General features: G+C 71.7%; 15 protein-coding genes. 8 read left to right on the forward strand and 7 right to left on the reverse strand.

Annotation, left to right across the window (positions count from 1 at the left end; all coding sequences use genetic code 11):
• Window positions 1-133: 133 nt before the first annotated feature.
• A complete protein-coding gene (locus ACFWBN_RS23915) occupies window positions 134-550 on the reverse strand; it encodes an SsgA family sporulation/cell division regulator (RefSeq protein WP_385178943.1) in 417 nt (138 codons plus the stop codon).
• Between the two features lie 307 nt (window positions 551-857).
• Here ACFWBN_RS23915 and ACFWBN_RS23920 point away from each other — a divergent pair, with 307 nt between their 5' ends.
• On the forward strand, window positions 858-1,949 hold the full coding sequence (locus tag ACFWBN_RS23920) for a WD40/YVTN/BNR-like repeat-containing protein (RefSeq protein WP_385178944.1): 1,092 nt from the start codon (window positions 858-860) through the stop codon (window positions 1,947-1,949).
• Between the two features lie 43 nt (window positions 1,950-1,992).
• Here ACFWBN_RS23920 and ACFWBN_RS23925 read toward each other — a convergent pair whose 3' ends face one another.
• Window positions 1,993-2,292 (reverse strand): YciI family protein, encoded by a 300-nt coding sequence (locus tag ACFWBN_RS23925; protein WP_385178945.1) that lies wholly within the window; start codon window positions 2,290-2,292, stop codon window positions 1,993-1,995.
• Window positions 2,293-2,318: 26 nt separating this feature from the next.
• On the opposite strand from ACFWBN_RS23925, the gene ACFWBN_RS23930 reads away from it, so the two are divergent.
• Window positions 2,319-2,999: an endonuclease V gene (locus ACFWBN_RS23930; RefSeq protein WP_385178946.1), complete on the forward strand. Its 681-nt coding sequence runs from the start codon at window positions 2,319-2,321 to the stop codon at window positions 2,997-2,999.
• Between the two features lie 10 nt (window positions 3,000-3,009).
• Here ACFWBN_RS23930 and ACFWBN_RS23935 read toward each other — a convergent pair whose 3' ends face one another.
• Window positions 3,010-4,218, reverse strand: coding sequence for a saccharopine dehydrogenase family protein (locus ACFWBN_RS23935; RefSeq protein ID WP_385178947.1), 1,209 nt, complete (start codon window positions 4,216-4,218; stop codon window positions 3,010-3,012).
• A gap of 93 nt (window positions 4,219-4,311) precedes the next feature.
• On the opposite strand from ACFWBN_RS23935, the gene ACFWBN_RS23940 reads away from it, so the two are divergent.
• The 6 genes from ACFWBN_RS23940 (at window position 4,312) to ACFWBN_RS23965 (ending at window position 11,634) form a co-directional block, all read left to right on the forward strand.
• Entirely contained in the window at window positions 4,312-4,713 is a 402-nt protein-coding gene (locus ACFWBN_RS23940) for an MmcQ/YjbR family DNA-binding protein (RefSeq protein ID WP_385178948.1), read from the forward strand.
• Window positions 4,714-4,807: 94 nt separating this feature from the next.
• Window positions 4,808-5,938: a CaiB/BaiF CoA transferase family protein gene (locus ACFWBN_RS23945; protein ID WP_385178949.1), complete on the forward strand. Its 1,131-nt coding sequence runs from the start codon at window positions 4,808-4,810 to the stop codon at window positions 5,936-5,938.
• A complete protein-coding gene (locus ACFWBN_RS23950) occupies window positions 5,938-6,963 on the forward strand; it encodes an LLM class F420-dependent oxidoreductase (protein WP_385178950.1) in 1,026 nt (341 codons plus the stop codon). Before ACFWBN_RS23945 ends, ACFWBN_RS23950 begins: the two co-directional genes overlap by 1 nt.
• 11 nt (window positions 6,964-6,974) lie before the next feature.
• Window positions 6,975-8,117, forward strand: coding sequence for an acyl-CoA dehydrogenase family protein (locus ACFWBN_RS23955; protein WP_385178951.1), 1,143 nt, complete (start codon window positions 6,975-6,977; stop codon window positions 8,115-8,117).
• A gap of 22 nt (window positions 8,118-8,139) precedes the next feature.
• On the forward strand, window positions 8,140-9,354 hold the full coding sequence (locus ACFWBN_RS23960) for an acetyl-CoA C-acetyltransferase (RefSeq protein WP_385178952.1): 1,215 nt from the start codon (window positions 8,140-8,142) through the stop codon (window positions 9,352-9,354).
• Window positions 9,355-9,462: 108 nt separating this feature from the next.
• Window positions 9,463-11,634: a 3-hydroxyacyl-CoA dehydrogenase NAD-binding domain-containing protein gene (locus ACFWBN_RS23965; protein WP_385178953.1), complete on the forward strand. Its 2,172-nt coding sequence runs from the start codon at window positions 9,463-9,465 to the stop codon at window positions 11,632-11,634.
• A gap of 64 nt (window positions 11,635-11,698) precedes the next feature.
• Here the strand turns inward: ACFWBN_RS23965 and ACFWBN_RS23970 are convergent, their stop codons facing one another.
• From ACFWBN_RS23970 to ACFWBN_RS23985, 4 genes are all read right to left on the reverse strand, one after another.
• Complete coding sequence (locus ACFWBN_RS23970) at window positions 11,699-12,670, reverse strand: antibiotic biosynthesis monooxygenase (protein WP_385178954.1); 972 nt, start codon at window positions 12,668-12,670, stop codon at window positions 11,699-11,701.
• Window positions 12,667-15,393, reverse strand: a complete 2,727-nt coding sequence (locus ACFWBN_RS23975) for a molybdopterin-dependent oxidoreductase (protein WP_385178955.1) — start codon at window positions 15,391-15,393, stop codon at window positions 12,667-12,669. Before ACFWBN_RS23975 ends, ACFWBN_RS23970 begins: the two co-directional genes overlap by 4 nt.
• A complete protein-coding gene (locus ACFWBN_RS23980; protein ID WP_385178956.1) occupies window positions 15,390-16,217 on the reverse strand; it encodes an FAD binding domain-containing protein in 828 nt (275 codons plus the stop codon). Before ACFWBN_RS23980 ends, ACFWBN_RS23975 begins: the two co-directional genes overlap by 4 nt.
• 155 nt (window positions 16,218-16,372) lie before the next feature.
• Window positions 16,373-17,104: a MerR family transcriptional regulator gene (locus ACFWBN_RS23985; RefSeq protein WP_385178957.1), complete on the reverse strand. Its 732-nt coding sequence runs from the start codon at window positions 17,102-17,104 to the stop codon at window positions 16,373-16,375.
• Window positions 17,105-17,186: the final 82 nt, after the last annotated feature.

The raw sequence follows: 17,186 nt of genomic DNA on the forward strand, positions 1-17,186 counted from the left end.
GTCAGTGGCCGGTGGTGGTCGGTGTCTCGGACCTCAGACGAGCAATGTCCTGCTCCGTTTCGACGGCAATGGGATACCTGTGAAGCTACGGGCGGCCGGAGCCGCCCGCAATCGAATTACGGACCGGCGCCGCTCAGCAGGTGTCGCGCATCAGCTCGGCCAGGCTGTGGTCCATGTCGAGGTAGAGGTGCTCCAGGCCCGGCGGGACCACGGTCGAGGCCCGCTCCAGGAACCGGTGCAGCTCGGCCGTCATCATGAGCACGACCGCCACGCCCTCCGGCGCGTGGAACTCGATCGTGGTCCGGTCGGCGTCGTACGGGCGCACGCGCACGTCGCCACGGCCCGACGGGCGGTCCAGCCCGGACTCCAGCAGCTCGCGCGCGAAGGTCCAGGACACCTCGATGCCCTCCAGCGTGGCCGGGGCGGGGAACGCCATGCGCACGGCGAACGGATCCGCGCGGTCGTAGCAGAGGGTGACGGGAACGGTCTCGACCTTCGGCGCGGTGGCGACCAGACGGGCCTGTACGGCCTGCTCGATGACAGTGATCAAGGCTCACTCCCTTGCGGCGGATCTGCTGCCGGGTTGGGGGGTGGAACCCGGCAACCCGATAGACGCCGGAATCGGCAAATCCGTGCAGGGGAGGTGACGTGAGCTGTGTCACGGATTGGCTGGAATCAACCTGTGTGATCGCACAGAGTGACCGATGGGGGAGAGGGGGCGGACGGCGGGCCGGTCGGTTCCACCGGTTCCGGAGGGCCGCAAAAGGGCTGGTTACCGCTCACTCCACAGGCCCAAAGGGCCCTCAGGAGGACGCACCCTGGACGCGGAATCGGGGGGTGCGTTAGCTTCCGGCGCCATGAGACTTCTGGGAGTGGGAGTGGGCCTGTGCGCCGCGGCGCTGGTGGTGGGGCTGTCGGCCGCACCCGCGCAGGCCGACGGGGAATTACCGGACCTGAAGGGCGGCGGCGGCGCGGGCTGGGCGCTGAAGGACACCGGCAAGGACGCCCGGTTCCGCGGGCTGGCGGCGGTCAGCCGGAGCACGGCCTGGGTGGCCGGCTCCAAGGGGACGGTGCTGCGCACGCTGGACGGCGGGCGCAGCTGGCAGGACGTCTCGCCACCGGGCGCGGTCGCCGAGGGGCTGGAACTGCGCGACATCGAGGCCTTCGACGCGCGGCGGGCCGTGGCCCTGTCGATCGGGGAGGGCGAGGCCTCCAGGGTGCTGCGCACCGAGGACGGCGGCGCCACCTGGACCGAGACCTTCCGCAACCCCGACCCGCGGGCCTTCTACGACTGCCTCACCTTCTTCGACTCCCGGCACGGCCTGGCGATGAGCGACCCGGTGGACGGGAAGTTCCGCATCCTGTCGACGGACGACGGCGGCCGCAGCTGGCGGGTCCTGCCCACCGAGGGCATGCCGGCCGCGCTGCCGGGCGAGGCGGGCTTCGCGGCGAGCGGCCAGTGCCTGGTGTCCGCGGGCCCGCGCGACGCCTGGCTCGCCACCGGCGGCGGGGCCACCGCACGGGTGCTGCACTCCGCCGACCGCGGCCTGACCTGGCGGGCCGCCGAGGCGACCGTCCCGGCCGGGGACCCGGCGCGCGGGGTCTTCGCCCTGGCCTTCCGCGACCGTACGAAGGGCCTCGCGGTCGGCGGCGACTACCGCACCGGCCAGGCCTCCCCGCAGGCCGCGGCCGTGTCCTCCGACGGCGGCCGCACGTGGAGCGGGGCGGCCACCCCGCCGCCGGCGTACCGGTCCGGCGCGGCCTGGTACCCGTACAGCCGCGGCACGGCGCTCGCGGTGGGCCCGACGGGCACGGACGTGACGCTGGACGGGGGCCGCACCTGGCGGACCCTGGAGGCCGGCTCGTTCGACACCGTCGACTGCGCGCCGGACACGGGCTGCTGGGCGGCGGGCGAGAAGGGCCGGGTGGCCCGGCTGGAACGCCGCTGACCGGATTGCGGGCCGGGGGCGCGAGCCCCCGGCCCCCACAGCGCTAGAGCACCGGGCTCTCGCGGACCGTCGACAGGTCCGCCGAGGTCTTCGTCGCGAGGAACTCCGTGATGCGGTAGGCGCAGACGCCCGCCACCGTGAAGGGGTCCTCGGCCGCGATCTTCTCGATCTCCGCGCGGGAGACCCCGCCGGCCAGGATCACGCCGCCGTCGCGCGGCACCTTGCGCCCCGACGCGAGGAAGACGCCGGCGGCGTAGTGGCCGTCCAGCCAGGCGATGTGGGCGTCCATCTCCTCTTCGACGGCTTCGACGGGCGCGGTGTAGGTGAGCTCCATGACGAACATGATCGCCAGGCTACTCTCGCACCATCATGACGAGTGTGAAGACTCCCGCCGACGAGGCCGAGGCCCGGGCGATACAAGACGAACTACGCCATCAGGTGGTGCTCACCGAGCCCGGCCCGCCGCCCGGCCGCGGACTGGTCGCGGGGGTCGACGTGGCCTACGACGACGAACGCGACCTGGTCGCCGCCGCGGCCGTGGTGCTCGACGCCGCCACCCTGGAGGTGGTCGAGGAGGCCACCGCCGTCGGGCACGTCAGCTTCCCCTACGTGCCCGGGCTCCTCGCCTTCCGCGAACTGCCGACCGTACTGGCCGCCCTCGACTCCCTCGCGGCCGTGCCCGGCCTCGTCGTCTGCGACGGCTACGGGCTCGCCCACCCCCGCGGCTTCGGCCTCGCCTGCCACCTCGGCGTGGTCACCGGCATCCCGGCCATCGGGGTGGCCAAGAACCCCTTCACCTTCACGTACGAGGAACCGGGCGCCCGGCGCGGCGACGCCGCCCCGCTGCTCGCGGCCGACGGCACCGAGGTCGGCCGGGCGCTGCGGACCCAGGACGGCGTCAAGCCGGTCTACGTCTCCGTCGGCCACCGCGTCTCGCTCGACAACGCCTGCGCCCACACCCTCGCCCTCAGCCCCCGCTTCCGCATCCCGGAGACCACCCGGCACGCCGACTCCCTGTGCCGGCGCGCCCTGCGCGAAGCCGTCGGGTGACCCGTGCCGCTCAGTCCACGTCCCGGGCGTCCACCACGCGGAAGCCGATCCCTGCCTTCCGCAGGCGGTCGATCAGCGCGTCTCCCATCGCCACGGCCGTCGTCAACTGCCCGGCGGCCTCCGGCAGGGCGTCGTAGGCCAGGCAGAGCGCCGACTCCGCCAGCATCTTCGCCGTCTCCCCGTACCCCGGGTCGCCGCCCGACACCTCCGTGAACACGCGGCGGCCGCCGCCCTCGCCCACGAACCGCACCGAGAACCAGCTGCGCGCCCGTCGCTCCGCGTCCGGCCCCTGCCCCGCCTCCCAGCGGTTCATCAGCCACCGCCGGGCCGGCGGAACCTGGGCCAGGGCCACCGTCGCGCCCACCGCCGCCGCGCCGCCCACCGCGAAGGGCAGGTGCTTGACCGAGGCGTAGTGCCGGTAGCGGAAGTCGGGGCCGTAGCGCTCCAGGGCGGCCGCCGAGCGGGCCACCACCGCCGGGTCCAGCACGGGCAGCGGCAGCGCCCACGTGCCGGTCTCCCGGCTGAACCGCGGCGCCCCCACCGGCCCGCGCGCCCGCCGCCCCAGCAGGCGGGGCTCGTGCAGCCGGCGGGCGTGCGCGGCCGCGAGGGTCTGCGGGCCGCGGCTGACCGCCGTGAGCGCGGAGGCCAGCGTGCCGCCGGAGAAGAGCGCGTTGGACCGCAGGAACGCGTCGACCCGCAGCGGCACCCCCTCCGGGAGCTGCCCCACGGTGAAGTACGCCCCCAGGTCGGCCGGGATCGAGTCGAAGCCGCAGGCGTGCACGAGCCGCGCCCCGGTCTCCCGGGCCCGCGCGTCGTGCTCGACGTACATGCGGTCCACGAACTCGGGCTCCCCGGTCAGGTCCACGTAGTCCGTGCCCGCCTCCGCGCAGGCGGCGACCAGCTCCGTGCCGTACCAGACGTACGGTCCCACCGCCGTGGCCAGGACCCGCGTGGAGGCGGCCAGTTCGCGCACCGCCGCCGGATCGGAGGCGTCCGCCCGCAGCAGCTCCAGCCCCGCGCAGGCCGGATCGAGCACGGCGAGGCGCTCGCGCAGCCGCTCCAGCTTCGCCAGGTCCCGGCCGGCCAGGGCCCACCGGCAGTCGGCGGGCGCGTGCGCGGCGAGGTACTCCGCCGTCAGTGCCCCCACGAACCCGGTCGCCCCGAACAGCACGACGTCGTAGGGCCGTTCCTGTTGGTCCTGTCGAACCCGTGCGTTCATGACCGCTCCTCCCAGCTGTTGTCGGGGGCTGAGGCTAGCGTGAGGAGAGGCTGTCCGTGCGGGCAGGTGTGACCATCGGTGGCGGGAGGCGTCATGAAGGCCGGGCAGGCTGCGGTGCGCAAGTGGGAAGCGGTGCGGGAGTTCGCGCTGGGGCTCCCGGAGGCCTTCGAGGACCATCCGTGGGGCCCCGAGGACTGTGTGATGAAGGTCAACAAGAAGATCTTCGTCTTCCTGGGCCAGGCGGACGGGCCCCGGCCGCCGGGCCTCTCCGTGAAGCTCAAGGACGAGGCGCTGCACGGGCACGCGATGACCGCGCCCGGCGCGGAGCCCACCGGATACGGCCTGGGCCGGTCCGGCTGGGTCTCCGTACCGCTGGGCGTGAAGGAGGCGCCCTCGCTCCAGGTGCTGTGCGAGTGGGTGGAGGAGAGCTACCGCACCGTGGCCCTCAAACGGCACGTCAAGGAACTGGACGCCCGGATCGAGGCAAACGGCTAAGCGCTTGCTCTTGTGCTGAGCGGGCCACGTTCCTAGCATCGCTGGTGTTACATCAGTTGTGTCACACCGTGCGACCAACAACGCTGGGGGCTCGATGGCAGTGACAGGGAACGGCCCGCTCGCCGGAGTGCGCGTCGTCGAACTGGCGGGGATCGGCCCCGGTCCGTTCGCCGCCATGCTCCTCGCCGACCTGGGCGCCGATGTCGTACGGGTGGACCGGCCCGGCGGTGGCGGGCTCGCGGTGAATCCGGCCTACGACGTCACCAACCGCAACAAACGCTCCGTACTGGTCGACCTCAAGTCCGCCGAGGGCCCCGCCCGCGTCCTCGACCTGGTCGAGCGGGCCGACATCCTCATCGAGGGCTTCCGCCCCGGGGTCGCCGAGCGGCTCGGCGTCGGCCCGGCCGACTGCCACGCGCGCAACCCGCAGCTGGTCTACGGCCGGATGACCGGCTGGGGCCAGTGGGGCCCCCTCGCCCACACCGCCGGGCACGACATCGCGTACATCGCCGTGACCGGGGCGCTCGGCATGATCGGCAACCCGGGCGAGCCCCCCGCCGTGCCCGCCAACCTCGTCGGCGACTACGCGGGCGGCTCCCTCTACCTGGTGATCGGCGTCCTCGCCGCCCTCCAGCACGCCCGCACCCCCGGCGGCGCCGGGCAGGTCGTCGATGCCGCGATCGTCGACGGGACCGCCCACCTCACCGCGATGATCCACGGGATGGTGGCGGCCGGCGGCTGGCAGGACCGGCGCGGGGCCAACCTCCTCGACGGCGGCTGCCCCTTCTACGGCACCTACGAGACCTCCGACGGCCGGTACATGGCCGTCGGGGCGCTGGAGCAGCAGTTCTACGACACCTTCGTGGAACTCCTCGGCATCAAGGACGAGGCCCCGGCCCGCAAGGACCTCGCCCGCTGGGGCGAGCTGCGCGAGGCCGTCGCCGCACGCTTCAAGTCCCGTACGAGCGAGGAGTGGACGGCGGTCTTCGAGGGCACCGACGCCTGCGTGGCGCCCGTGCTCTCGCTGCGCGAGGCCCCGCACCACCCGCACCTCGCCGCCCGCGGGACCTTCACCGACTTCGGCGGGATCACCCAGCCCGCCCCCGCGCCGCGCTTCTCGGCGACCCCCGGCGCGGTCACGAGCGGCCCCGCCCAGCCGGGGGCGGACACCGCGTCCGTGGCCGCCGACTGGGACGTACCGGCCCTGCTCGGGAAGGAGGCGTGATGGAACTGTCGATGATGCTCGACTACGCGGGCGACCCGCGCCGGGCGGCCGACCAGGCGGCGGAGCTCGAATCGGCCGGACTCGACGCCGTGTGGGTGGCCGAGGCCTGGGGCTTCGACTCCCCGACGATCATGGGCTACCTCGCCGCCCGCACCGAGCGGATGAAGATCGGCTCGGCCATCCTCAACGTCTACTCGCGCACCCCCGGCCTCATCGCCCAGACCGCCGCCGGCCTGGACGCGGTCTCCGCGGGCCGGGCCCTGCTCGGCCTCGGCGCCTCAGGACCGCAGGTGGTGGAGGGCTGGCACGGGAAGCCGTACGACAAACCGCTCGGCCGCACCCGCGAGACCGTCGAGCTGTGCCGCCGCATCTGGCGCCGCGAGACGATCGACCACCACGGCATCACCGACATGCCGCTGCCGACGGAGCAGGGCACCGGGCTCGGCAAGCCGCTGAAGATCCTCACCCGGCCGGTCCGCGACGCCATCCCCGTCTACATCGCCTCGCTCGGCCCGGCCAACGTACGGCTGACCGCCGAGATCGCGGACGGCTGGCTGCCCACCCTCTTCATCCCGGAGAAGGCCGCGGCGGTGTGGGGGAGCGCCCTCGCCGCGGGCGCGGCGAAGCGGGCGCCGGAGCTCGGCCCGCTGCAGACCGTCGCCGGGGGCCTGCTCGCCATCGGCGAGGACGCGGCCGCCGTACGGGACCTCGCGCGCCCGCAGATCGCCCTGTACGTCGGCGGCATGGGCGCGGTCGGCAAGAACTTCTACAACGACCTCGCCGTGGCCTACGGCTACGAGGAGGAGGCCCGGAAGATCCAGGAGCTCTACCTCTCCGGCCGCAAGCGCGACGCGGCGGCCGCCGTCCCGGACGAGTTCTGCGAGCTGATGACGCTGTGCGGGCCCGAGGGCTACGTGCGCGAGCGGGTCGAGGCCTTCCGGGAAGCGGGCGTCACCATGCTCAACGTCACGCCCGTCGGCCCCGAGCCGGCCCGGCTGATCGAAACCGTCAAGAACTGGCTTTAGGGAGCCGACCGATGAAGCGCCAGATCTTCGACGCCGACCACGAGGCGTTCCGCGAGACCGTCCGCACCTTCCTGAACAAGGAGGTGCTGCCGCACTACGAGCAGTGGGAGAAGGACGGCATCGTCAGCCGCGAGGCCTGGCGGGCCGCCGGCCGGCAGGGGCTGCTGGGCCTGGCCGTCCCGGAGGAGTACGGGGGCGGCGGGAACACCGACTTCCGCTACGCCGCCGTGATCGCCGAGGAGTTCACCCGGGCCGGGGCCGCCGGGCTCGCCATCGGCCTGCACAACGACATCATCGGCCCCTACCTGACCTCGCTCGCCACCGAGGAGCAGAAGCGCCGCTGGCTCCCCGGATTCTGCTCCGGGGAGACCATCACCGCCATCGCGATGACCGAGCCGGGCGCGGGCTCCGACCTTCAGGGGATCCGCAGCACCGCCGAGGACCGCGGGGACCACTGGGTGCTCAATGGCTCCAAGACCTTCATCTCCAACGGGATCCTCGCCGACCTGGTGATCGTCGTCGCGAAGACCACGCCCGAGGGCGGGGCGCACGGCCTGTCGCTGCTGGTCGTCGAGCGCGGCACGGAGGGCTTCGAGCGCGGCCGCAACCTCGACAAGATCGGCCAGAAGGCGCAGGACACCGCCGAGCTGTTCTTCCACGACGTACGCGTCCCCAAGGAGAACCTGCTCGGCGAGCTGAACGGCGCCTTCGTCCACCTGATGACCAATCTCGCGCAGGAGCGGATGGGCATCGCGATGGCCGGCATCGCCGCCGCCGAGTACCTGCTGGAGATCACCACCCAGTACGTCAAGGAGCGCGAGGCCTTCGGCCGGCCCCTCTCCAAGCTCCAGCACATCCGCTTCGAGATCGCCGAGATGGCCACCGAGTGCGCGGTCACCCGCGCCTTCCTCGACCGGTGCATCACCGACCACTCCAACGGCGAACTGGACCACGTCCACGCCTCGATGGCCAAGTGGTGGGCCACCGAACTCCAGAAGCGCGTGGCCGACCGCTGTCTGCAACTCCACGGCGGATACGGATACATGACCGAATACCGGGTCGCGCGGGCCTTCACCGACGGCCGCATCCAGACCATCTACGGCGGCACGACCGAGATCATGAAAGAGATCATCGGCCGTTCCCTGCTCGGCTAACTCCCCTCGAAAGGCTTGACCAGTGAGCACCGAAGCTTACGTATACGACGCGATCCGCACCCCGCGCGGCCGCGGCAAGGCCAACGGCGCCCTGCACGGCACCAAGCCGATCGACCTGGTCGTCGGCCTCATCCACGCCCTGCGCGAGCGCAACCCCGGCCTGGACCCGGCCGCCATCGACGACATCGTGCTCGGCGTCGTCGGCCCGGTCGGCGACCAGGGCTCCGACATCGCCCGGATCGCGGCCATCGCCGCCGGGCTGCCGGACACCGTGGCGGGCGTACAGGAGAACCGCTTCTGCGCCTCGGGCCTGGAGGCCGTCAACCTGGCCGCCGCCAAGGTGCGTTCCGGCTGGGAGGACCTGGTCCTGGCGGGAGGCGTGGAGTCCATGTCCCGCGTCCCCATGGCCTCCGACGGCGGAGCCTGGTTCGCCGACCCGATGACCAACTGGGACACCGGCTTCGTCCCGCAGGGCATCGGCGCCGACCTGATCGCCACCATCGAGGGATTCTCCCGGCGCGACGTGGACGAGTACGCCGCCCTCTCCCAGGAGCGGGCCGCGACGGCGATCAAGGACGGCCGCTTCGCGCACTCCGTCGTCCCGGTGACCGACCGCAACGGCCTGGTCGTCCTGGACCACGAGGAGTTCGTCCGCCCCGGCACGACGGCGGACACCCTGGCCAAGCTCAAGCCCTCCTTCGCCGACATCGGCGACCTCGGCGGCTTCGACGCCGTCGCGCTGCAGAAGTACCACTGGGTCGAGAAGATCGACCACGTCCACCACGCGGGCAACTCCTCCGGCATCGTCGACGGCTCCGCGCTCGTCGCCATCGGCTCCCGCGAGGCCGGCGAACGAAACGGCCTGCGGCCCCGCGCCCGGATCGTCTCGGCGGCCGTCTCCGGCTCCGAGCCCACCATCATGCTCACCGGCCCCGCCCCCGCCACCCGCAAGGCCCTCGCCAAGGCCGGCCTGACCATCGACGACATCGACCTCATCGAGATGAACGAGGCCTTCGCCGGCGTCGTCCTGCGCTTCGTCAAGGACATGGGCGTCTCCCTGGACAAGGTCAACGTCAACGGCGGCGCCATCGCGCTGGGCCACCCGCTCGGCGCCACCGGCGCGATGCTGCTCGGCACCGTCATCGACGAACTGGAGCGCCAGGACAAGCGCTACGGGCTCGTCACCCTCTGCGTCGGAGGCGGCATGGGCGTCGCCACCATCGTCGAACGCCTCTAGCCGTGCGGCGCAGCGAAGGCCCGACCCCCGCGTAGCGCCCGAGCCGGGACCACCCCGGCCCCCTTCCGCCCGGCCCTGCCGAACCAGACTTCCACGGAGACCCACCCCATGACCGAGACCCGCACCATTCGCTGGGAACAGGACGAGACCGGCGTCGTCACCCTGGTCCTCGACGACCCCGGCCAGTCCGCCAACACGATGAACCAGGCCTTCAAGGACTCCATCGCGGCCGTCGCCGACCGCGCCGAGGCCGAGAAGGACTCCATCCGCGGCATCATCTACACCTCCGCCAAGAAGACCTTCTTCGCGGGCGGCGACCTCAAGGACATGATCCGGCTGCGCCCCGAGCACGCGCAGCTGGCCTTCGACACCGGCACCGAGATCAAGCGCTCGCTGCGCCGCATCGAGACCCTCGGCAAGCCCGTGGTCGCCGCCATCAACGGCGCTGCCCTGGGCGGTGGTTACGAGATCTGCCTGGCCTCCCACCACCGCGTCGCCCTCGACGCGCCCGGCTCCAAGATCGGCCTTCCCGAGGTCACCCTCGGCCTGCTCCCGGCCGGCGGCGGTGTCACCCGTACCGTGCGCCTGATGGGCATCGCCGACGCGCTGCTCAAGGTGCTGCTCCAGGGGACCCAGTACAACCCGCAGCGCGCCCTGGACAACGGCCTGGTCCACGAACTGGCCGCCACCCCCGAGGAGATGCTCGCCAAGGCCCGCGCCTTCATCGACGCGAACCCCGAGTCGCAGCAGCCGTGGGACGTCCCGGGCTACCGGATCCCCGGCGGCACGCCGTCGCACCCGAAGTTCGCCGCCAACCTCCCGGCCTTCCCCGCGAACCTCAAGAAGCAGCTGAACGGGGCCCCGTACCCGGCCCCGCGCAACATCCTGGCCTGCGCCGTCGAGGGCTCCCAGGTGGACTTCGAGACCGCCCTGACCATCGAGGCCCGCTACTTCACCGAGCTGGTCACCGGTCAGACCGCCAAGAACATGATCCAGGCGTTCTTCTTCGACCTCCAGGCCGTCAACGCCGGCCGCAGCCGCCCGCAGGGGATCGAGGCACGCAAGGTCCGCAAGGTCGCCGTCCTCGGCGCCGGCATGATGGGCGCGGGCATCGCGTACTCCTGCGCCCGCGCGGGCATCGAGGTGGTCCTCAAGGACGTCACCGCCGAGGCCGCGGCCAAGGGCAAGGCGTACTCGCAGAAGCTGCTCGACAAGGCCGTCTCCCGGGGCCGTACGACCGAGGCCCAGCGCGAGGAGCTGCTCGCCCGGATCACGCCGACCGCCGAGGCGGCCGACCTGGCGGGCTGCGACGCCGTCATCGAGGCCGTCTTCGAGGACACCGCCCTCAAGCACAAGGTGTTCCAGGAGATCCAGGACGTCATCGCCCCCGACGCGCTGCTCTGCTCCAACACCTCCACCCTGCCGATCTCCGGGCTCGCGGAGGGCGTGAAGCGGCCCGTCGACTTCATCGGGCTGCACTTCTTCTCGCCCGTCGACAAGATGCCGCTGGTCGAGATCATCAAGGGGGAGCAGACCGGCGACGAGGCCGTCGCCCGCGCCTTCGACCTGGTCCGCCAGATCAACAAGACCCCGATCGTGGTCAACGACTCGCGCGGCTTCTTCACCTCGCGGGTCATCGGCCAGTTCATCAACGAGGGCGTGGCCATGGTCGGCGAGGGCATCGAGCCCGCCTCCATCGAGCAGGCCGCCGCCCAGGCCGGGTACCCGGCCAAGGTGCTCTCGCTGATGGACGAGCTGACCCTCACCCTCCCGCGCAAGATCCGCAACGAGACGCGGAAGGCCTTCGAGGCCGAGGGCCGGGCGTGGGCCGAGCACCCCGCGGACACCGTCATCGACCGCATGGTCGACGAGTTCGGCCGCCCGGGCCGCAGCGGCGGCGCCGGCTTCTACGAGTACGACGAGAGCGGCAAGCGCGCCCGCATCTGGCCCGGCCTGCGCGAGCACTTCGCGAAGCCGGACGCCGAGATCCCCTTCGACGACATGAAGGAGCGGATGCTCTTCTCCGAGGCCCTGGACACCGTCCGCTGCCTCGACGAGGGCGTGCTGACCTCCATCGCCGACGCCAACATCGGCTCCATCATGGGCATCGGCTTCCCGGCCTGGACCGGCGGAGTGATCCAGTACATCAACGGCTACCAGGGCGGCCTGCCCGGCTTCGTGGCCCGCGCCCGCGAGCTCGCCGAGAAGTACGGCGAGCGCTTCACCCCGCCCGCCTCCCTGGTGGAGAAGGCCGAGCGGGGCGAGACGTACACCGACTAGTGTGCTGATCCGGAAGGCGGGCCGGCTTGCTCCCGGCCCGCCTTCCCCTGCCACCGCACCCGGGTCAGGGCAGGGTCCAGAACTGCCGCGTCACGAGGTAGAAGACGACGGCCCAGAACGTGAGCGCCGCGGCGACGATGCCCAGTCCGACGAGGTTGGTCCGCACCGGCGGTGCATCCGGTGCGGGCCACAGCCACCGCTTGAGCAGCCGGTTCACGTAGTACGGCATCGTGATGAAGCTCATGGCGAAGCTCGACAGCAGGTTGCCCACGAGCAGACCGAGCCAGATCGGCAGCTTCAGCGGCGACAGGGCGAGCGCCAGCAGCACGACGGTCGGGTACAGGCCGACCCAGACCGCGATGGAGGTCTTGGTCTCCGAGGGCGGCGGCACTTCCCTGCCGTTCTCCTCGAAGGCGAACCAGCTGCCGAACGAGTTGTCGATCGTGCGCAGTTTGAAGTCGTTGAACTTCTCCCCTTCGGCCAGCACCTGACGCCGCTTCTCCGACGTCAGCCAGGCGTCGAGGTGTTCGGCGTTGTCGTAGCGGTACAGGGTGGTCCACTCGTCCTGGAGGCCCTCGATGGGGCGGAAGATCTCGGTGCCGCGGAACCCTTCGAACCTGCTCTCCTCCTGGCTCATCCGCCGCTGCCAGTCGAGGAAGTCGTCGACGTGGTCCGGGCGGACGCGGTGGGTCACCACGACCGTCACGAGCGGGTCGGTGGGCTGCTTGCCGCCGCTGATCACCTGCTGGGTCGCCGGCCCGTCGAAGTACTTCTGGCCGGCGTCGAGCAGTCGCTGGCGGGTGGCGCCGTTCATCCACGCCTGAAGATGGGCCACCGAGTCGAACCGGTAGACGACGACCCAGTCGGGCTGCAGGTCCGTGGGCGGGGAGATCTCGGCGCCGAGGTGCCCGGCGTACCGGGCGGCGGCGGCGTTGACCCCCTCCTGCCACCGCTCGTACTCCCGCTCCATGCCGGGCCGGACCTTGCGGCCGATGATGACCGTGGCCGCGGCGTCCGCACGCTCTTCGGTGGTCATCGTCCCGGGCCCGTCCGCGCCGACTGGCTCTCACCGAGCCGGCTGTAGATCCGTTCCGGGGTCAGGGGCAGCTCGCGGTAGCGGACACCCGTGGCATCGCGGAGCGCGTTCGCCAGCGCGGGGGCCACCGGGTTGATGCAGCATTCCGCCATCCCCTTCGCGTGCATGGGCCCGACGGAGTCCGACGAGCCCACCAGGAGCAGCTCGTTGCGGGGGACGTCGGCGTAGGTGGGGATCCGGTAGTTGCGGAGGTTCGGGTTGGCCATGGTGCCGTCCGCGTCGATCCGGTAGTTCTCGGTGAGCGCGAATCCGATGCCCTGGGCGAGGCCGCCGTCCACCTGTCCCCGGACCTGCTCGGGGTTGATGAGCACACCGGCGTCGGCCGCGTGAACGCTGTGCAGGATACGGATCTCACCCGTCACCCGGTGGACGGCGATGCGGAAGCCCTGCGTATTGGAGGTGACGCTGCGGGGCGAGCCGTACGCCTTGCGGGCGGCGGTGAACCGGATGCCGCGCGCTCGCGCCAGGGCGACGAGCTCGGCCAGCGGGACGCGCTCGTCCCCGCAGACGACGTGCTCGTCGTCCATCGAGCACATCACGACGTGGATGCCCGTATGCGCCGCGGCGAACTCCATGATGCGGTCGCGCAGCGCGTTGGAAGCCTTGAGGACCGCGTTGCCCGCCACGAAGAGCCCGGCGCTCGCGAAGGCGCCGGTGTCGAATCCCGTGCGGTCGGTGTCCGACTGCACCAGGCGGATCCTCGACGGGGTCGTCCCCAGCTGGTTGGCCGCGATCTGGACGTGCGCGGTCGAGGTGCCCTCACCGAACTCGACGGTGCCGACGGCCAGTTCGTAGACGAGGTCGTCGCCGAGCGTGATCCAGGCCTCGGATATGTGGTCGGTGGGGGGCGCGGTCTCGTGCAGGGAACTCGCGACGCCGACCCCGACGAGCCACCCGGGGCCGGGGGAGGGCTGATCGGCCGTACGGGCCAGGGAGCCGGCCACGAGGTCGATGCACCGGGCGAGTCCGTCCTCGTTGAACATCACGTCGTCGGGGCCCTCGTGCATCGCGACGAGCTGGTCGCCGGGGCGCACGATGTTGCGGCGCCGCAGTTCGAGCGGATCCATGTGCAGGGCGAGGGCCAGCTCGTCCATCGCGCACTCCACGGCGAAGGCCGGCTGGGTCATGCCGTAGCCCCGCAGCGCCCCGCTCGGAACGGTGTTCGTGTAGACGGAGAAGGCGTCGTACTTCTTGTTGGGGCAGCGGTAGATCATGACGGCGGCGCCGCCCGCGTAGAGCGTCTCGCCGCCGTGGTTGCCGTAGGCGCCGGTGTTGGACACGTTGCGCACCTGGAACGCCGTGAGCGTGCCGTCCGCCTTCGCGCCGAGCCTGACCGTCAGCTTCATCGGATGCCGGGGGGACGCCGTGGTGAACTCCTCCTCGCGCGTGTACTCGAAGCAGACGGGCCGGCCGGTGTCCAGGGCGGCGAGCGCGGCCAGGTCCTCCGAGATGACCTCCTGCTTGCCGCCGAAACCGCCGCCGACGCGCTTGCAGAACACGCGCAGCTGGTCCGGGCGCAGCGCGAACAGATAGGCCAGTTTGACCTTCGCGATCGACGGCGACTGCGAACTGGTGCGGACGTTCAGTCGGCCGTCCTCCATCCAGGCGATGGAGCCGTGGGTCTCCAGGTGCGCGTGCTGCACGCGCGGTGAGACGTACGTGCCCTCGTGGATCACATCGGCCGCGGCGAACCCCGCCTCGACATCGCCGATGTGCGAGTGGATCTCCAGCAGGAGGTTGTGCACGGAGTCGCGGACGAACGGGTCCTCCGAGCCGTGCAGTTGCGGTGCCCCGTCGGCCATGGCCTCCTCGGCGTCGAAGACCGCGGGCAGCACCTCGTACTCCACGGCGACCTTCCGGCAGCCCTCCTCGGCCGCCCCGACCGTGTCGGCGAGCACCGCGACGACGCGCTGGCCGACGAAGCGGACCGTGTCGTCGAGGATGTAGGTGTCGTCCGGATCGACCAGGTGGTCGGTGTGGATCGCCGTGGTGAAGCGCCTGCGCGGCACGTCCTCCCAGGTGTAGACGCGATGCACGCCGGGGACGGCGAGGGCGGCCGACTTGTCGACCGAGACGATCCGGGCGTGCGCGTGGGGCGAGTGCAGCACCTTGAGGTGCAGCATGCCCTCCATGCGGGTGTCCATCGTGAACTCGGCCCGGCCGGTCACCACGTCCTCGGCCGCCGGGGCGCCGACGCTCGTTCCGACGGCCTTGCCCGGTGCGGCCGTCCGCACGGCGGTGACGCCCTTCACTGCGTCCTCGATCGAGCGGTAGCCGGTGCAGCGGCAGAGGTTGCCCTTCAACGACCGTGGCAGGTCCGCCTTCTGGGCCTCGGTGAACGTCGCCGACGTCATGATCATCCCGGCGGTGCAGAAGCCGCACTGGAAACCCGGGGCATCGCGGAACTGCCGCTGCACCGGATGCAGGTCGCCGGGCGTGCCCAGACCCTCGATCGTGGTGACCTCATGGCCTTCCGCGCGGAAGGCGGGGGTGATGCAGCTGTGCACCGGACTGCCGTCCAGCCACACCGTGCACGCGCCGCAGTCGCCCGCGTCGCAGCCCTTCTTGACGCCGAAGTGGCCCAGCGCCCGCAGGAAGGTGCGCAGGCACTGGCCGGGCTCCGGCTCCACGGCGAAGCTCTTGCCGTTCACGCTGTACGTCATGCCGGACCCCCAGCCATGAGTTCGCGGCGGATCTCTTCGGCGAAGTGCCGTGTCAGGTGGCGACGGTGGTCGGGCGTCCCGTTGGGGTCGTCGAACCAGACGTCGGCGGGAATGGCGTCGATGCTCTGCCGCAGGGTGGGGGCATCGGGCATGGACTCGAAGGCGAACCGGACCGGCCGGGTGGTGCCGGCCGTGACGGTGAGCAGCAGATTGCTCGTTCCCGGCGTGTGCGTACCGATGAGGAACACGGTCGAACGGCCGAGGTGGGTCAGCGTGAAGCGGCGGTGCGCGGGACGTTTGCGCAGGGCGTGCGCCGGTATGTCGATCCGGCGCAGCACCTCTCCCGGCGCCAGGACGTTGCGGTTGTTCCCGGTCACGAAGTCGAGGGCGTCCACGGTGCGCACGGACCCGTCGCGCGCCCACAGCTCGTAGCGCGCCTCCAGCGCGACCGACAGCGTGATCATCGGGCCGGCCGGCAGGGACATGCAGATGTTCCCGCCGACGGTCGCCGCGTTCCAGACCTTGAACGAGGACAGGAACGCCTCGCAGGCCGTCGGGATGAGGGTGCCCGCGGTCCAGTCGCCCGGCGGTGCGAAGGCGTACAGGTCACGGATGGTGCAGGTCGCACCGATTTCGAGGCCGGCGTCACTGGGGACCAGGGGCTCCCAGGGCAGGGCCGTCAGGTCGACCAGGCGGCGCAGATCCGGCTGCTCGGCGGAGAACAGCCAGGTGCCGCCCGCGAGCCAGGCGTCGCCCTCGCGCCAGTCCGTGCCCGGCCGGTCCGCGGGCCGCCGGACGACTTCGGTGATGGTGTTGAGGTCCATGGGAATTGATCTCCCTCACGAAGACGATCGTGAACTGCTGGAGGGAGGGCCGACCCGGCGCGGAGATCCACATCCAGCGTACCCAGAGCCGACCGGCCCCGCTCGTCAGGACCGGCCGGGACCGGCCCCGGCGCCCGCGCACCGCCGCAGGGGGTTCAGGACGTCTCGCCGGAGACGAAGGCCGCCCGCAGCTCCTCCTTCAACGACCGCTGGAAGGCCGTCACCAGGGCCTGCACCACCATCGGCTGCATGTGCGCCGACAGCGCCTTCATCGACTCCACCCGCTCCGGATCGCTCTCGCCCTCCGTGAACGGCCCCCACACCTCGTCCCGGAACAGCGCCGTCAGTTCGTGCGCCGCCGACCTGGTGTGCTCCATCAGCACCCTGCGCGCCGCCAGGATCGTCTCGTGCGCGATCGGCACGTCGAGCAGCGCCACCCCCAGCCGCAGCAGCCCCACGTCCACCCGGAACCCGTCCCCCGAGGCCGCGAGCACGTTCATCGCCGTCAGCCGCCGCACATCGGAGTCGGACAGGCTCCGCCCGGCCCGCTTCTCCAGCTCGGCCCTGGACACCTCCTGCGCCGAGTCGGGTGCCCAACTGGCCACCATCGCCCGGTGGATCGCCAGATCGTGCGCGCTCAGATCGTCCGGCAGCGCGTCCAGATAACGTTCGATGGCCGACAGGGTCATGCCCTGGTGCTGCAACTCCTCGATCAGGGCCAGCCGGGAGAGGTGCTCCGGGCCGTAGTGGCCCACTCGACGAGGGCCGATCACGGGAGGGGGCAAAAGTCCGCGCGTGCTGTAAAACCGTACGGTACGGACGGTGACGCCCGCCCTGGCCGCCAGCTCGTCGACGGTGAGCATCGGCTCGGGTGCCTGGTCGGCCATCGTCTGCGCCTCGCTCTCTGCTCCACAGCTTGGGTTCAACAGTATTGCTGTCGCACCAACGATGTGAAACGGCCAGGAGCTG

Source organism: Streptomyces sp. NPDC059989, from assembly GCF_042736975.1.
GTDB lineage: Bacteria > Actinomycetota > Actinomycetes > Streptomycetales > Streptomycetaceae > Streptomyces.

What these genes read in the sequence shown, in the direction of transcription:
- ACFWBN_RS23920 (WP_385178944.1), top strand. Translation starts at nt 858, where the DNA reads ATGAGACTTCTGGGAGTGGGAGTGGGCCTGTGCGCCGCGGCGCTGGTG.
- ACFWBN_RS23925 (WP_385178945.1), bottom strand. Translation starts at nt 2,292, where the DNA reads ATGTTCGTCATGGAGCTCACCTACACCGCGCCCGTCGAAGCCGTCGAA.
- ACFWBN_RS23930 (WP_385178946.1), top strand. Translation starts at nt 2,319, where the DNA reads ATGACGAGTGTGAAGACTCCCGCCGACGAGGCCGAGGCCCGGGCGATA.
- ACFWBN_RS23935 (WP_385178947.1), bottom strand. Translation starts at nt 4,218, where the DNA reads ATGAACGCACGGGTTCGACAGGACCAACAGGAACGGCCCTACGACGTC.
- ACFWBN_RS23940 (WP_385178948.1), top strand. Translation starts at nt 4,312, where the DNA reads ATGAAGGCCGGGCAGGCTGCGGTGCGCAAGTGGGAAGCGGTGCGGGAG.
- ACFWBN_RS23945 (WP_385178949.1), top strand. Translation starts at nt 4,808, where the DNA reads ATGGCAGTGACAGGGAACGGCCCGCTCGCCGGAGTGCGCGTCGTCGAA.
- ACFWBN_RS23950 (WP_385178950.1), top strand. Translation starts at nt 5,938, where the DNA reads ATGGAACTGTCGATGATGCTCGACTACGCGGGCGACCCGCGCCGGGCG.
- ACFWBN_RS23955 (WP_385178951.1), top strand. Translation starts at nt 6,975, where the DNA reads ATGAAGCGCCAGATCTTCGACGCCGACCACGAGGCGTTCCGCGAGACC.
- ACFWBN_RS23965 (WP_385178953.1), top strand. Translation starts at nt 9,463, where the DNA reads ATGACCGAGACCCGCACCATTCGCTGGGAACAGGACGAGACCGGCGTC.
- ACFWBN_RS23970 (WP_385178954.1), bottom strand. Translation starts at nt 12,670, where the DNA reads ATGACCACCGAAGAGCGTGCGGACGCCGCGGCCACGGTCATCATCGGC.
- ACFWBN_RS23975 (WP_385178955.1), bottom strand. Translation starts at nt 15,393, where the DNA reads ATGACGTACAGCGTGAACGGCAAGAGCTTCGCCGTGGAGCCGGAGCCC.
- ACFWBN_RS23980 (WP_385178956.1), bottom strand. Translation starts at nt 16,217, where the DNA reads ATGGACCTCAACACCATCACCGAAGTCGTCCGGCGGCCCGCGGACCGG.
- ACFWBN_RS23985 (WP_385178957.1), bottom strand. Translation starts at nt 17,104, where the DNA reads ATGGCCGACCAGGCACCCGAGCCGATGCTCACCGTCGACGAGCTGGCG.